Annotated in this window: 16 protein-coding genes; 9 read left to right on the top strand and 7 right to left on the bottom strand. The window is 34.5% G+C overall.

Going from position 1 to position 13,511, the window contains the following annotated elements:
* Nucleotides 1-45: 45 nt before the first annotated feature.
* Nucleotides 46-1,149 carry a DUF2891 domain-containing protein gene (locus MYRA21_RS06635; protein WP_006257739.1) on the top strand — a complete coding sequence of 368 codons (1,104 nt, stop codon included), beginning with the start codon at nucleotides 46-48 and terminating at the stop codon, nucleotides 1,147-1,149.
* A 40-nt stretch (nucleotides 1,150-1,189) separates the two neighbouring features.
* Nucleotides 1,190-2,848 carry a hypothetical protein gene (locus tag MYRA21_RS06640; protein WP_006257737.1) on the top strand — a complete coding sequence of 553 codons (1,659 nt, stop codon included), beginning with the start codon at nucleotides 1,190-1,192 and terminating at the stop codon, nucleotides 2,846-2,848.
* 238 nt (nucleotides 2,849-3,086) lie between these two features.
* On the opposite strand, the gene MYRA21_RS06645 is transcribed toward MYRA21_RS06640, so the two are convergent.
* From MYRA21_RS06645 to MYRA21_RS06655, 3 genes are all read right to left on the bottom strand, one after another.
* Nucleotides 3,087-3,434 (bottom strand): tRNA-binding protein, encoded by a 348-nt coding sequence (locus MYRA21_RS06645; protein WP_006257736.1) that lies wholly within the window; start codon nucleotides 3,432-3,434, stop codon nucleotides 3,087-3,089.
* Between the two features lie 81 nt (nucleotides 3,435-3,515).
* On the bottom strand, nucleotides 3,516-4,076 hold the full coding sequence (locus MYRA21_RS06650) for a 2'-5' RNA ligase family protein (protein ID WP_006257735.1): 561 nt from the start codon (nucleotides 4,074-4,076) through the stop codon (nucleotides 3,516-3,518).
* A gap of 402 nt (nucleotides 4,077-4,478) precedes the next feature.
* Nucleotides 4,479-4,697 carry a hypothetical protein gene (locus MYRA21_RS06655; protein WP_006257734.1) on the bottom strand — a complete coding sequence of 73 codons (219 nt, stop codon included), beginning with the start codon at nucleotides 4,695-4,697 and terminating at the stop codon, nucleotides 4,479-4,481.
* A 317-nt stretch (nucleotides 4,698-5,014) separates the two neighbouring features.
* On the opposite strand from MYRA21_RS06655, the gene MYRA21_RS06660 reads away from it, so the two are divergent.
* From MYRA21_RS06660 to MYRA21_RS06675, 4 genes are read left to right on the top strand one after another with little or no spacing between them, the layout of a single operon-like run.
* Nucleotides 5,015-5,746 (top strand): hypothetical protein, encoded by a 732-nt coding sequence (locus tag MYRA21_RS06660; protein ID WP_006257733.1) that lies wholly within the window; start codon nucleotides 5,015-5,017, stop codon nucleotides 5,744-5,746.
* A 28-nt stretch (nucleotides 5,747-5,774) separates the two neighbouring features.
* On the top strand, nucleotides 5,775-6,524 hold the full coding sequence (locus MYRA21_RS06665) for a hypothetical protein (protein WP_006257732.1): 750 nt from the start codon (nucleotides 5,775-5,777) through the stop codon (nucleotides 6,522-6,524).
* Between the two features lie 2 nt (nucleotides 6,525-6,526).
* A complete protein-coding gene (locus MYRA21_RS06670; protein ID WP_006257731.1) occupies nucleotides 6,527-7,357 on the top strand; it encodes a DUF3592 domain-containing protein in 831 nt (276 codons plus the stop codon).
* Nucleotides 7,358-7,368: 11 nt separating this feature from the next.
* Nucleotides 7,369-8,181: a DUF3592 domain-containing protein gene (locus MYRA21_RS06675; RefSeq protein ID WP_006257730.1), complete on the top strand. Its 813-nt coding sequence runs from the start codon at nucleotides 7,369-7,371 to the stop codon at nucleotides 8,179-8,181.
* Nucleotides 8,182-8,482: 301 nt separating this feature from the next.
* Here MYRA21_RS06675 and MYRA21_RS06680 read toward each other — a convergent pair whose 3' ends face one another.
* Nucleotides 8,483-8,932 carry a GNAT family N-acetyltransferase gene (locus MYRA21_RS06680; protein ID WP_006257729.1) on the bottom strand — a complete coding sequence of 150 codons (450 nt, stop codon included), beginning with the start codon at nucleotides 8,930-8,932 and terminating at the stop codon, nucleotides 8,483-8,485.
* Nucleotides 8,933-9,054: 122 nt separating this feature from the next.
* Between MYRA21_RS06680 and MYRA21_RS06685 the strand changes: the two genes are divergently transcribed.
* The gene (locus MYRA21_RS06685) at nucleotides 9,055-9,258 is read left to right on the top strand and encodes a hypothetical protein (protein WP_006257728.1); all 204 of its coding nucleotides are present in this window, start codon (nucleotides 9,055-9,057) and stop codon (nucleotides 9,256-9,258) included.
* A gap of 239 nt (nucleotides 9,259-9,497) precedes the next feature.
* Here MYRA21_RS06685 and MYRA21_RS06690 read toward each other — a convergent pair whose 3' ends face one another.
* On the bottom strand, nucleotides 9,498-10,751 hold the full coding sequence (locus MYRA21_RS06690) for an aspartate kinase (protein ID WP_006257727.1): 1,254 nt from the start codon (nucleotides 10,749-10,751) through the stop codon (nucleotides 9,498-9,500).
* On the bottom strand, nucleotides 10,752-11,225 hold the full coding sequence (locus MYRA21_RS06695) for a GNAT family N-acetyltransferase (protein ID WP_006257726.1): 474 nt from the start codon (nucleotides 11,223-11,225) through the stop codon (nucleotides 10,752-10,754).
* 96 nt (nucleotides 11,226-11,321) lie between these two features.
* On the opposite strand from MYRA21_RS06695, the gene fbp reads away from it, so the two are divergent.
* Nucleotides 11,322-12,326, top strand: a complete 1,005-nt coding sequence (gene fbp / locus MYRA21_RS06700) for a class 1 fructose-bisphosphatase (RefSeq protein ID WP_006257725.1) — start codon at nucleotides 11,322-11,324, stop codon at nucleotides 12,324-12,326.
* Nucleotides 12,327-12,381: 55 nt separating this feature from the next.
* Here the strand turns inward: fbp and MYRA21_RS06705 are convergent, their stop codons facing one another.
* A complete protein-coding gene (locus tag MYRA21_RS06705; protein WP_006257724.1) occupies nucleotides 12,382-12,810 on the bottom strand; it encodes a fructose 1,6-bisphosphatase in 429 nt (142 codons plus the stop codon).
* Between the two features lie 266 nt (nucleotides 12,811-13,076).
* Between MYRA21_RS06705 and MYRA21_RS06710 the strand changes: the two genes are divergently transcribed.
* Complete coding sequence (locus MYRA21_RS06710) at nucleotides 13,077-13,505, top strand: dCMP deaminase family protein (protein WP_006257722.1); 429 nt, start codon at nucleotides 13,077-13,079, stop codon at nucleotides 13,503-13,505.
* Nucleotides 13,506-13,511 lie beyond the last annotated feature (6 nt).

The raw sequence follows: 13,511 nt of genomic DNA on the forward strand, positions 1-13,511 counted from the left end.
AATAGGAGTATTTTACTATTTTAGAGGAATAAAGAATAGAGTAATATGAGAAAAATAGGAAGTTTGTTATTTGCGAGTGTATTGTTGTTTTCGTGTACAGAGAAACAACAGTCATCAAATAATCCAATCAATACAGAAGACCAACCAGCATTAACACTTACAGTAGCTGAGGCGAAGAAGATTATAGAGTTGCCTTTACATTGTATAGAATTAGAATATCCTAACCGATTAGGACAAACACTTGGCAGTAATGATGACCTAAAGAATCCTAAGGCATTGCGTCCTATATTTTATGGATGTTTTGACTGGCATTCTTCAGTACACGGCTTTTGGTCTATTGTTACTTTATTGCAGAAGTTTCCTGAGTTAGATGCAGATGGACAGATACGCACTAGATTAAATAATCTGATTACAGATGAGAATGTAGCAGTGGAGTTAGCTTTTTTCCATGACCCTAATAATAAGAACTTTGAACGTACGTATGGTTGGGCATGGCTGTTTCAGCTTCATGGAGCTTTAACCCAATGGCAAGATGCTGATGCGCAACGCTGGGCGAAGACGATAGAGCCATTAGCGAAGATTATGGAAGAGCGTTATGCGGAGTACTTACCTAAGCTATTATACCCAATACGCACAGGTACACATGACAATACTGCTTTCGGGCTATCACTATCACTAGATTATGCACGTCAGATGGGTAATAAAGCATTTGAACAATTAATAGTAGCCAATGCTAAACGCCTGTATGGTGAGGATAAGGGGTGTAATATTGCCTTCGAACCTAGTGGACATGACTTTTTATCACCATGTTTAGAGGAAGCTCGCCTGATGAGTAAAGTAATGAATCAAGATGAGTATCGCACTTGGACTAAGGCGTTCTTACCACAACTATTTGATCAGAATTTTACCATAGAAGTAGCTAAGGTATCTGATCGATCAGACGGACATTTAGTACATTTAGATGGATTGAACTTTAGTAGAGCCACTTGTTTTAAAGAAATAGGGAAGGCATTACCAGAGTTAGCGCCTAATCTGAATGCGTTGTCAGTTCAACACTTTAATAATTCGTTTGGCAATATTACAGGAGACGATTATATGGGTAGCCACTGGTTAGGTACTTTTGCCTTGTACACATTAATACACCAGTAACCTTAATAGTAGATAAATAAGAAAACACAATAGAAGTAGTATGACATTAAGAGAAATGTTTAGCATCGAGGATAAGGATAGAGACCTATCCGTAGAGGCAGTAAGGAATATATTCAGCTTATCTATTGTACAGAGTTTATATTATAATAGATGGCTTTTATTAAGAGATGATGAGAATGTAGAAGATTTTTTAGAAGCTTTTGATGTGATAGGTAAGGATAAGGAAACGAGTAATCAGTTTGCTATATATTTTCAAGAAGATGAGTTCAATACTCGTATCGTTATCTCTCGAGATTATATTAATGGGGAAGGAGAAAAGGATGCAGAGATGTATCACTACTTTATACGCAGAGTAGGGATGGATGTAAGTGATGTACTTGTATTCTACCAAGAGCACAATGCTTATAATGATCAGTTATCATTGCTTACTCCTAAAGATGAGATGCATAAGAGTAGAGCAGTAGATTGGTTTAGTAGTGTATGTGATCTATTGTATTCTGTTAATCACTTTTTTGAGTTCGATGACAAGATTGCTAATATGGTGGAGCACGCACAGATGTTTAGCATAGAGGCTATTAATCAAGAGCCAGAGATAGACTCCATATTCTACAATGGGATTATGTATCGCGTAGTCAGTATACGCAATGGACTAGATCTACTTAAAGGGCTAAAAGGAGTAAATGATCAAAACGAAGAGTTATTTACACTAGACAATTTAGTGTACGACTTAAGTGATGAGAACTCTTTCTTCTTAGTAGTGGATAATGATGCAGAACTAGAAGAACTAGAAGTACTTAACTTCATAGAAGACTATGAGATAGATATACAGGGATATATATTCTTAGGTGATCTAAAGGTAACAGATTCTTTGTTTTGTCAGGAACTAGACTTTTCTCCGATGTTGATTGTGATGGGAGATTTGGTTGTGAAGAACGCTTATTTCTGTGGGAACACACACTATATAGGAGGAAGTGTCTATGGTGAGGTAGTATATGCTAAGTATAACCATGGTGAACTGCATGTGAAGGGAACTTTAGACGTGAGATGTATTGTCTCTATAGATATGCCATGTTATATTAATAAGATTCGCATTACTAGTATTATTTCAGACAACTCTGTACATGCTCTAGATCAAGTAAAGGGCGAAGACGGATTACCCTTCTTTATGCTTAATATATATCCGACTACACACCGTACACGAGATGTGTTTATAGACGAGATCAAAGAAGAACATGCTTGGGGTGAATACTTTCCGGATGACGATGACATCATAGAAGCGATGCGCATGGGCAAAACGTTACTAAAAGAGAGTGTCTTCTCTGTCTATAAAGACTTCAACGATACTGTAGCAGAGCGCTTTAATAGACTATTTATAGAATTAATAGGGAGTAATGGGATGGCCTCAGAGCGTATAGATGGTGGATACGTAAGTGATTACTTCTTTAATGTATATATGTATAATGATCAGAAGTATAGAGAACTCGGTAGAAAAGATAAGACGAGTAACTATCAAGCACGTATTCTACATAATATAGATACAGGAGAATATACGGCTATAGTTGATTTTTTTAAAGAAGATGGTAAGACACAGTATAGCGCTTTTAGATCAAAGCTGACGGATAACTTTACCTCTACTCACTCAGCTATGTATGCTTTTAATCAAGCAGAAGAAGCCTTTTTAAAGAAATTAGGGATTTAGTTAATAGTTTACGGTTTACAGTTCACAGACTGTAAACCGTTATTTTTTATTGTTATAGGATTGAGGGATGCAAAACATTGATATCTCTGAAAAACCGCCAACTACCCATATTCAATATATGATATATCATAGGCAAACACTGTCAACAGCTAATCGTTAACCATAAACTGTCAACTATTTATCATCAATGTATTGTATGCAAATACTGTAAACTGTAAACGGTCAACCGTTAACTAAATCACCCTATTCTTAAGCCATTTTTAGTAGGCTTATCCATAGTCATTAACGTAACCTCTTTTCCTTCTACAGCTCCCATTACTAGGCATTCACTCATTAGAGTAGCTATCTGTTTAGGAGGGAAGTTTACTACAGCTACTACTTGTTTACCGATCAGCTCTTCAGGCGTATATAGTTTAGTAATCTGAGCAGAAGATTTTCTCTTTCCGATTTCTTCTCCGAAGTCCACTACTAATTTATAAGCAGGGTTTCTCACTTCAGCGAATACTTCCGCTTCAACGATAGTACCTACTCTCATTTCTACTTTAGAAAACTCATCCCAAGTCAATGTATTGTTGTTATTTTCCATGTTTTAGGTTTGTGATTAATTCCAAAAATAGGGAAAATAAAATAAAAACGATGAGCTCATTTGCTTTTAACAGGAATAGCTTTAAAACAACGACAACTGCTCTGGTTCATTAGAAGGCAAGCCTAAGAAAGGGAAAGTCGCTATGATATCGTATTGTCTTCTGTCAGGATTAAACTGGCGTAAGGCGATATGATTACACAGACAAGAGATAGCAGGTTTCTGAAAATAAACTAATGCACGCTCTAATCGCTCAGGGTCTAGCTTGCGCGCGATAGACATATGAGGTTCGTTACTCTTATAGATTTCGGGCAAAACGACTTTGCGCATTACCTTTTTTGCATAATCTTGAAGAATAGGTTTAGAGAACTCATCTACTGCTAAGAAGAACGCTCCGTTAGGATATTGTCCATAGTCGTTAAATAGTACTTGTACAGGAGTGAATGTACTACACTGTGCTCTGACTAATTCGGCTATTTTTTTGATACCATTCAGGTCAGTTTTAAACTTAGAGATAGTGATATGTGCTAAGGAATTCTTACTGTTATACCACCCTATCTCATCGGCTAGTTGTAGCTTCATTTGCTTTACCAGTTCGAGTGTAGCTTCATCAGGTTGAAAACAAAGGGAGTATTTAGAAATCATAGCATAAGTTTAAAAGAGTAAAAATAAACAATATCAAGCGTATTTATCTCTTTTTATGCTATGAATACTGCGTTATTTCACTGTTCATATTGCCTTATTCTGCCTCTATTTGGAGATATTGATCAGATATGCTTCTTTTGATTTAATATGGAGTGTCTTTTTGATTGTAAGTAATTGTGATCTAATTTATTGTGTTTTTTTGATTTGATTTTGTTCGGAAGCTATTCGGAAATAAGCTGTGTTTACTTGGGATTAGAGGTTGTTTTGCAAACGAGATTCAGATTGTATCCGAAGGATCTCTAATGAAGGATTGTATTGAGGGAGTAAGATGTATCTAATAAAATAAGGAGACCTTCTCTCGATAGGTCTCCTTGCTTTATAGAAGTATAAATAACATTCTAATTATCGTATAACCACTCTTCCTCTAAATGGGACATCAGTCGCTATATCTATATTATGAGCTTTAGAGATAAATATCTTACAAGGCTTTACTTGATAGACAAATTCATCTATAATCTCAGATACCTGTACAATAGGGTTCTCTATTTGGTGGTCTTTAAAGTCAACAACTAGTATGTCATTGTCAAAATCTAAGGCTGAAAATTCTTTTACGTATTTCATGATTGTGTTGTTTTTGAAATTATATATTAAGTTACGGATAATAAAGTAGATAGAAAAATAGAGTTGATAAAATATTTTATATCAGTGCTTTATTACTTTTAAGAAAACTATATTTGTTAAAATTTTCATTAACATTTAACGTTATTTAGAGGAGTAGAAAGTAAAGTTGCAATTGCAGTAAGTGTTTAGTAAAGTAGTTTGAGGATTTAGAAAAAGAATATGAGTATAGTCTTGCGTTATTTGTTTTTAACAGGTGCAGTCTTGATACTATTTTTTGGTATTGAAGGAGTTTAAGTTTAGAAGTTAAGTTGATAGAAATGTTAGTACTGATAGGTATTGTGATAATAGGATGGTTAATGTATAGAGTACCAACTATACATAAAAACAAAGGAGTATATGTTAAAGAAGGCGCCAGCGGGACACGTCTGTTTATTTTGTCTATTACCGTTATAGCACTTGGAATGATTAATTATGCTACTAAACAGTGGCAAATAAAAAGTGAAGAGTTCAGAAGTATGGATAGGTATACTGCTGTACTTACTGGATATAATACAGTGACAGAAGGGAGTGGTAAGATGAAAACTATAGCATATATTCCTGTTTATAAATTTGTGACTAAGTCAGGTGATAGTATTGAATATAAAGCCAAAAATTCATCAATAGGGAAACCTATTGAAGGAAGTCATTTTAGAATTTATTATAATCAAGTAGAAAAAGTAGCTTATGTAATAGATGTACAGATGATGATTAGTATAGCTTTGATAGCTATAATTTTAATAGGTGCTGTATACTTTCTTATAGGGTTACTTGCATATAGTGTATTGCCTAATCATATAAAGTATAAGTGGGTAGGAGTTGAGTTAGCTTATGCGGTTCTTACTATAGTATTCTTTAGTATTATACAGTTGTGTATATGTTTGATGTTTTTTAGTGGATATCGTTATTCTTGGGTGATGATTGTAGTGTATCTGATTATATCAACATATTTGACAATAAGAGCATTAAGGTCAACTATAAAACAGAGAATAGAAGAGTTTAAGTTGAGGTGATTAATATCTAGATAACAGAAAAATAGTTATGATAGAAGATGTGATTTATAATCAGTGGTCTATAATACTAGGATTATTATATACAGGCTGGTTAACGTCTAGAATAGTGAAACGTACTACGAAAGGGCGAAAAGAAAAAGCGGGTTGTGTAGATGTAATACGCGTATTCTTAATTATCGGAGGTTTGTTTGGATTGACTGTTTTCGGGAGTGTTGCTTTTGGAAGTATGTTTATTCGTACACTATCTAGCTTAATTAACGGAACTCTAGTATTCAGTATTGAGTTGTTTGCAGAGTTGATTTGTTATGGGACGATGGTAGCGGTGCTAGTATTCGCATTTATAGGTGTTATGCTCTATGGTATGGGAAGAGATATGCGCCGATATAATAGATTGGCTAGATTATTAGGACTAGGAGTATTAGTTCCTTTGATTATGCTTGTATTCGAAGGGGCTTTGATCTACGCACTTGTTATTAATATATACAATATTCCCCTTTCTGTATTATTAATGGTATTTATCTTGATCTTGTTAATCGGGATTATACTGTATGTGAAGATTATCAGGGAAGAGATAACAGACTTAATAGAAAAAGAAAAGAACGCTAGTAAAAGTAAGGAGAATAAGACAAAAGGAATAACACAAGATAAATCTGTGACAAGGTCTCAGACTGCTAATCACTCTAGACAAGAAAGCAATAGAAGTACTCAACGTACTAACAAGCCTGATCCTCATAATGACGAGTGGAAGCGCAGAAGTAATAGACGTAAAAAAAGATAGTAATGGACGAAATCAGAATTAATCAGTTGGCATTTGGGTTAGGGATATTGTATACAATATGGCTGACTTATAAAATAATAAAGCGTTCTTCTCATAATGGAACCAAAACAGGATGTCTGGGAATTGGGTATATCTATCTTATCGTGGCGTCTATTTCTTCATTGGCAATAGGTGGGACTGTAGCCTTGACGATGATGATCATTACGAAGACACAGACTGTATATAACGGGGATAAATATGAGGCGCGTGTGGTATCCTATACTAGCTATGAGAGTCGTAACTCTGATGATAATGGCTATACCACGATGTATACACCTACAGTACACTTCACTACCAGAGGAGGTGAAGTGGTAGAATATGAGCTTGACTATTCTAGTAGTGGTATGCCTACCGTAGGCGATCAGCACACAGTATATTATGATGAGACTAATGAGCGTGTAACTACCTTTGGGCTAGGGACAGTAGCGTTGATACTCGCTTTTGGGGTGATGATCGTTATACTTGTATATCTTTTTGTCGGTATGGTGATATATGCGATGAACTGGTCTATGGATAGATATAAAGAGATAGGGGCATTCTTAGGACTGGCTATAGTATTGCCATTGATTATGATTTTGTTTGATGGAGCTATGATATGGGCATTATTTGATGGTAAGGATAAACCGCTTTGGGTTAATATCATCTTAGTGTTTTTTAGTTTGGTACTGACATTGGCTATTTGGGGTTATCTCAAAAATATCTATGGAGATGGTCTAAAGAATATGGGGATGAATAGAAAGGGAATAAGAAGAGTAGATAACACTAGGTTTGGGAATACAACGAGAAGGGGATAAATACGGGAAGTATGGATATAATTAAGAGAGAATTAATGTTTTTATTACCTGTGATAATAGGGATAGTCATTAGTATAATATTAGGTAAATTAATTAATAGACGATGTCAGAGATATAACTCACTTCCTATGTTAAAGGACCTAGGTAAGGGGACTTATTTTATATTGTTGGGTATTATGTGGGTTACTTATAGTACTGGCTCATTATTGTACAATGTAGTGTCTAATAAAGTTAATATTATTAGTAATGGTGATAAGTACATGGCTAAGGTAGTGTCTTATACAACATATAAGACTGAGGGGAGTCGAAGTAAAAGAGGGAGTCGAAGTGGAAGTATCAATTATAAACCAATAGTTACATTTAAAACTAAGGATAAAGTGAGTATAACTCATACCCTTGATTCTTCTGTAGGGGATATGCCTATTAAAGGACAAGGCTATGTAATCTATTATAATCCTAAGACAGAAAAGATAACAACGTTAAATACAAGTGATGTGATTGTGATTACTGGATTTAGTATAGTATTTATTCTTATCGCTTTTGTATTTGTGACAATGTTTAGTTTTGCGATTGGTGCCCCTATGATGAAGTATAAAAAGGTAGGAACTTATCTTCTGTTTCTGTTTGTCATTCCTATAAGTATGTTGTCTTTAATGTTTGCTTTTATCTATACACTATTGTATAGTAATGCTGTATCAGCAGGAATGTCATTAGTATTAATCTTCGTTATTTTGCTTATGATCGCGGGAATATATGGTGTATTAAAAACTGTTATGTCTGAGAATGGTATTATTCAGAAGATAATAGCATGGAAACCAAATTAGTTGAATGATATAAACTGTCTTAGGAAATACTAAGACGGTTTTTTATTTCTTTTAGATTCAAAAATATAGTATATACCTAATATCAAAAACATAAATAGACTATACAACAAAGAACTAATAAAGTCTTTTCTGTCAATTAGCAAAGACCAAAGTAGGTTAATAACTAGTAAAACCCATAAAAAGTAATATATCTTTTTATTCATAATTATTTGTTTGTTACTAAGTTATGTTTTTTGTGCTATATAGAGTTATTAATTTCAAAGAGAATATAGGAATAAGTATAATTATCAAATAAATAGATTTACAACACCTTCTCAAAACACAGGCTACTCTCCACACCTTCATACTGACCATAGTTAGGGATAACAGTATAGTTATTCTTTCTGTATAATATCTCTGCTTGTGTCTGTAGCTTACCCATCTCTAAGATACAGCGTGTATAACCTAGCTCTAGACTCCACTTTTCTAGTTCAGCTAGTACAATAGAAGCGACACCCTTACCTCTAGCGATAGGAGCAGTGTACATACGCTTAACTTCCATAGTATGTGAGTCATATTCTTTGATAGCTCCACAGGCTATAGCCTGACTATCTTCATAGATAACAATAACATGGTTGATATGATCTACTTTATTGTACTGATCAAAGAAGTCATGTTCATCACCATCAGTTGTTTTGAGGTATTTATCTAGTTCTGTGATGAGGTTTAGAAAGTCTTTATTGTCAGAGTTAGTTCTTGTAATGGTTAGCATAGCTTGATGTTTTGTGGGTTAAAAATACTGTTTTTTAAAGTGCTATTTATTTCATTAGAGAAAAACTATTCGTTAAAGTTGCGTATCTTTATAGAACGTGATTATTAAAAGCAAGTGTAGATATGGACTTAGATTATGAAAGTAGATTTTATATGGTATGGATACTATCGAGTATTGTGATAGGTGTCTTCGGTGCTATATTGTATAAAGTAATACAGGATATTAAAAAGAAAGAAGTGACTAAAGTGCAGTATATCATTGCTTTTATAGGTAGCTTTATCATCGCATTAGCCTTTGAGTGGGTGCTGTTTTATCTTGCTTTATAGCTAATATTTGGTTTTAATGAATAGCTTATGAAGAAAGTCTTAATGGGTATAGTCTATATACACGGGTTGCTATTATGGGGAATCTATATCCTGATATATGCAGTGGCTAAGTTCTTTTTACACACCTGTAGATTAGGTAAAAAGAAGATTAGACAATGAGTCTTATAACTATGGTCAATGTATGGTTATTTAGTATAGTATATTAAAAAGGCCGTCTTCGTGAGACAGCCTTTGTGATATTATTCTTTAGTGACAATCTGCATTGTCTCTCTATTCACTTGTTTTAATAATAATGTTTTATCACCAAGTATCTTCTGTGCAGAGTGATCGTCGAAGTGTCTTATGGTATATAGAGACACATTCTCATTATAACTCACCTTAAACTTATCTGTAAGCAATAGTCTTACATCTTCGAAGTGATTAAACTTATCTTCTACACATACAGAGAAGCTAATAGCAGAGTTCTGTATTACATTCACCTTAATATTATACTCTCCGAAGAGTTTAAAAATATCACTGATATTCTGCTCCATGATAAAAGAGAAATCCTTAGAGGATAGTGATATTAATAATTGGTTCTTTTTCACAATAAAACAAGGAACATGAGGAGTCAATGGCGCTCCTTTAGATACATTCGTTCCTGGTAATAATGGATTTAAGAAGGACTTTACATATAATGGTATTTCTTTTTGACGCAATGGTTGTAAGGTCTTCGGATGGATGACTGACGCACCGTAGAACGCTAGTTCTATTGCTTCTTGATAAGAAATATGTTGTAGTAGAGTCGTATCTTCAAAATAACGTGGATCAGCATTCAGTACTCCTGGTACATCTTTCCATATCGTTACACTCTCAGCGTCTAAGGCATAAGCAAATATAGCTGCAGAGTAGTCAGACCCCTCTCTCCCTAATGTAGTAGAGAAACCGTTATAGTCAGATCCAATAAATCCTTGTACGATGAATAATTGTTTTGTACAAATCTCTTTTTTGATATTCTCTATCGTGATATCCCAGTTTACATCAGCGTCTCTATAGACTGTATCAGTTTTGATTAAGTTTCTTGAGTCTAGCCAAGTGTTGTCTATACCTGATTCTAGTAGGTAATAGTGTAAGATAGTCGTAGAGATAATCTCTCCATAGCTTACGATTTGATCATAAACGAAATTGTAATTAGGAGATTTATTGTTCAGTAAGAAGTAAGTAATAGAATCAAATAACTCTTTTAGCGATGCATAGATATCGTGATCTTCATTAGGGAATAATTCTCTAACGATCGTGTAGTGATAATCTTTAACTACATCAACAGACTCTGCTAAGTCAAATCTATTCTGAAAATAGTTGTGTACGACTACTTCTAAGGCATTCGTCGTTTTACCCATTGCAGAAGCAATGATTAGGCTATCTTCATAGCCCACTGTTTTTAATACGTTACAAACGTTTCTTACATTTTCTGCGTCTCTTACTGAGGCTCCTCCAAATTTGAATACTCTCATTTACTTAGATTGACTAAATTGTTCTATTCCGTTTTGATCCATTTGTACAGTATACCAATCTTCTAATACTGTCGCTCCGGATTTTTTATAAAAGTTAATAGCCGGTTCATTCCAGTTCAGAACTACCCATTCTACTCTTCGTACACCTTCTTTCTTCGCGATATTCATTATTTCTGCATACAGTGCATATCCCGCTCCTGTACCTCTAGCAGCTTCTGTGACGATAAGATCTTCTAAGTGAATCGTCTTACCCTTCCAGGTAGAATATCTATTGTAGAATAAAGCCATGCCGATGATTTTAGTGTCTAGCTCAGCAACAATAACATTAAATAAAGGATTTGCTCCAAAACCATCTCTGATTAGGTCTTCAGCAGTAACTACGACAGCATCAGGTTCTTTTTCAAAAGTTGCTAGTTCTTGTATTAATGCTAACACATCAGGCATGTCTTGAGGGGTTGCAGGTCTAATATTCATTTTAGTTATTGATTTAATGGTTAATGTCTTCGGTTAGACAACAAAATTAACGATATTTGCACTGTAAAATACACAACTTAAGAATCATTTTTGAAAATGACAACAGAAAGATCTCAAACTTTAGGAGAGTTTATCATTGAAAAACAAGAAGATTTTAAATATTCTTCTGGTGAGTTATCAAGATTAATTAACTCTCTTAGACTAGCTGCTAAAGTAGTAAGTCACCAAGTTAACCAAGCAGGTTTAGTTGACATCGTAGGTGCTTTTGGAAAACAAAATGTACAAGGTGAGCAACAGCAGAAACTTGATGTTTTTGCAAACGAAGTATTCATTAAAACACTTATCAATAGAGAAATCGTATGTGGTATCGCTTCTGAAGAAGAGGATGATTTTATTTCTATCCACGGTAGAGATAATAGCAACGAGAACAAGTATGTAGTGCTAATGGATCCACTAGACGGTTCGTCTAATATCGATGTGAATGTATCAGTAGGTACTATTTTCTCTATTTATAGACGTGTGACTCCTATCGGAACTCCTGTAACAAAAGAAGACTTCTTACAAAAAGGAGAGAATCAAGTAGCAGCAGGATATATTGTATACGGTTCTTCTACGATGTTAGTTTATACTACAGGTAATGGAGTACACGGGTTTACATTAAATCCAGCGATCGGTACATTCTTCTTGTCTCACCCGAATATGAAGATTAATGAGGATGGGCATATCTACTCTATCAATGAGGGGAACTATGTACACTTCCCACAAGGGGTAAAAGATTACTTAAAGTACTGTCAAGCAGAAGAGAATGATAGACCATATACTTCTAGATACATCGGTAGTTTAGTATCTGATATTCACCGTAATATTCTAAAAGGAGGTATCTACATTTACCCTACTAGTACTAAAGCTCCTAAAGGGAAACTAAGATTGTTATATGAGTGTAATCCTATTGCATTCATCATTGAGCAAGCTGGTGGTAGAGCATCTGATGGTTATACTCGTATCATGGAGATAGAGCCAACGGAGTTACACCAACGTGTTCCTTTCTTCTGTGGTAGTAAAAACATGGTAGAAAAAGCTGAAGAGTTTATGAAGAAATAAGAAGTATTTCTATAAAATAACAAGTGAGCTAATCTTTAGGATTAGCTCACTTTTTTTATTTTTTAAGGTTGTGAATTTCTTCTATGAAGGTATCTATATCCACATTTAAGACTAATAACGATAGAGATTTATCTACTAAGAAATCTATATTGTTAGTGAAACCTAAGGCAACAGCAAATTTCTTTAATATCTCTTTTTGTTTTGGTCCTAATACGTGATTTACATATACCATTCTTGCCAAATCGTATAATCTTTCGATACGATTGGTCTCTAGATAGGGAGGGTTGACAGGATAGCTCTCTGGGTTCTTTAATATATTCGCATAGTCCTCGTCGCTGATTTCTAGTCGAATAGCTAGTTCATCTAAGAAAGCTTTTTCCTCTGTACTACAATGTCCATTCGCTAACGCCACACGTACTATCGAAGCAAAGTGGCCTTTGTTTCTCTCTCTAAATCCTAAATCAAATAATTCTGAGTATGACATTTTTGTTTGTTTTTTGGTTAGTAAATTGGTTCAGTTTATTATATCTAATATAATGATAAATTATGGAGTCCATAGTTTTTTTATGATATTTTTATGCTTATCATAATTATGTATGTTTTTAGTAGTGAGTTTATAATAGATTGTTCGTTTGGATAGTAAATTAGATAAACGAAGTAAGTTCCTATTCTAAGATTGGTGAATTAACAAAAAGGTTTGTGTATTTTTGTTAGATCAAAGGGATAGAGAACTTTGTAAATATTTCTGATATGAATGAATCAAAAATAACTAAATATGATAAGGCTTATTTGCGTATGGCTCGCGAATGGGGACAACTATCGTATTGTAAACGAAAAAAGGTAGGAGCGATTATTGTAAAAGATAGAATGATTATTTCTGACGGATACAATGGGACACCTACTGGTTTTGAGAATTGTTGTGAAGACGAAAACGATACTACGCACTGGTATGTGCTACATGCTGAGGCTAACGCTATCTTGAAGGTAGCTAGTTCTACACAGAGTTGTCAAGGGGCTACACTTTATATCACGATGTCTCCATGTAGAGACTGTAGTAAACTTATCCATCAGGCAGGGATTACTAGAGTGGTGTACAGTGAAGGTTACCGTGATACAGAAGGGGTAGACTTTTTAGAAAAAGCAGGGGTGGATGTCGTATTTCTTCCTGACCTTGATTAATATCCA

It is taken from the genome of Myroides sp. A21 (assembly GCF_000807225.1).
GTDB classification, from domain to species: Bacteria; Bacteroidota; Bacteroidia; order Flavobacteriales; family Flavobacteriaceae; genus Flavobacterium; species Flavobacterium odoratimimum.

Coding starts and splice junctions, on each gene's coding strand:
- MYRA21_RS06665 (WP_006257732.1), top strand. CDS start 5,775: ATGATAGAAGATGTGATTTATAATCAGTGGTCTATAATACTAGGATTA.
- MYRA21_RS06675 (WP_006257730.1), top strand. CDS start 7,369: ATGGATATAATTAAGAGAGAATTAATGTTTTTATTACCTGTGATAATA.
- MYRA21_RS06655 (WP_006257734.1), bottom strand. CDS start 4,697: ATGAAATACGTAAAAGAATTTTCAGCCTTAGATTTTGACAATGACATA.
- MYRA21_RS06705 (WP_006257724.1), bottom strand. CDS start 12,810: ATGTCATACTCAGAATTATTTGATTTAGGATTTAGAGAGAGAAACAAA.
- MYRA21_RS06690 (WP_006257727.1), bottom strand. CDS start 10,751: ATGAGAGTATTCAAATTTGGAGGAGCCTCAGTAAGAGACGCAGAAAAT.
- MYRA21_RS06640 (WP_006257737.1), top strand. CDS start 1,190: ATGACATTAAGAGAAATGTTTAGCATCGAGGATAAGGATAGAGACCTA.
- MYRA21_RS06685 (WP_006257728.1), top strand. CDS start 9,055: ATGGACTTAGATTATGAAAGTAGATTTTATATGGTATGGATACTATCG.
- MYRA21_RS06650 (WP_006257735.1), bottom strand. CDS start 4,076: ATGATTTCTAAATACTCCCTTTGTTTTCAACCTGATGAAGCTACACTC.
- MYRA21_RS06660 (WP_006257733.1), top strand. CDS start 5,015: ATGTTAGTACTGATAGGTATTGTGATAATAGGATGGTTAATGTATAGA.
- MYRA21_RS06670 (WP_006257731.1), top strand. CDS start 6,527: ATGGACGAAATCAGAATTAATCAGTTGGCATTTGGGTTAGGGATATTG.
- MYRA21_RS06695 (WP_006257726.1), bottom strand. CDS start 11,225: ATGAATATTAGACCTGCAACCCCTCAAGACATGCCTGATGTGTTAGCA.
- MYRA21_RS06680 (WP_006257729.1), bottom strand. CDS start 8,932: ATGCTAACCATTACAAGAACTAACTCTGACAATAAAGACTTTCTAAAC.
- fbp (WP_006257725.1), top strand. CDS start 11,322: ATGACAACAGAAAGATCTCAAACTTTAGGAGAGTTTATCATTGAAAAA.
- MYRA21_RS06635 (WP_006257739.1), top strand. CDS start 46: ATGAGAAAAATAGGAAGTTTGTTATTTGCGAGTGTATTGTTGTTTTCG.
- MYRA21_RS06710 (WP_006257722.1), top strand. CDS start 13,077: ATGAATGAATCAAAAATAACTAAATATGATAAGGCTTATTTGCGTATG.
- MYRA21_RS06645 (WP_006257736.1), bottom strand. CDS start 3,434: ATGGAAAATAACAACAATACATTGACTTGGGATGAGTTTTCTAAAGTA.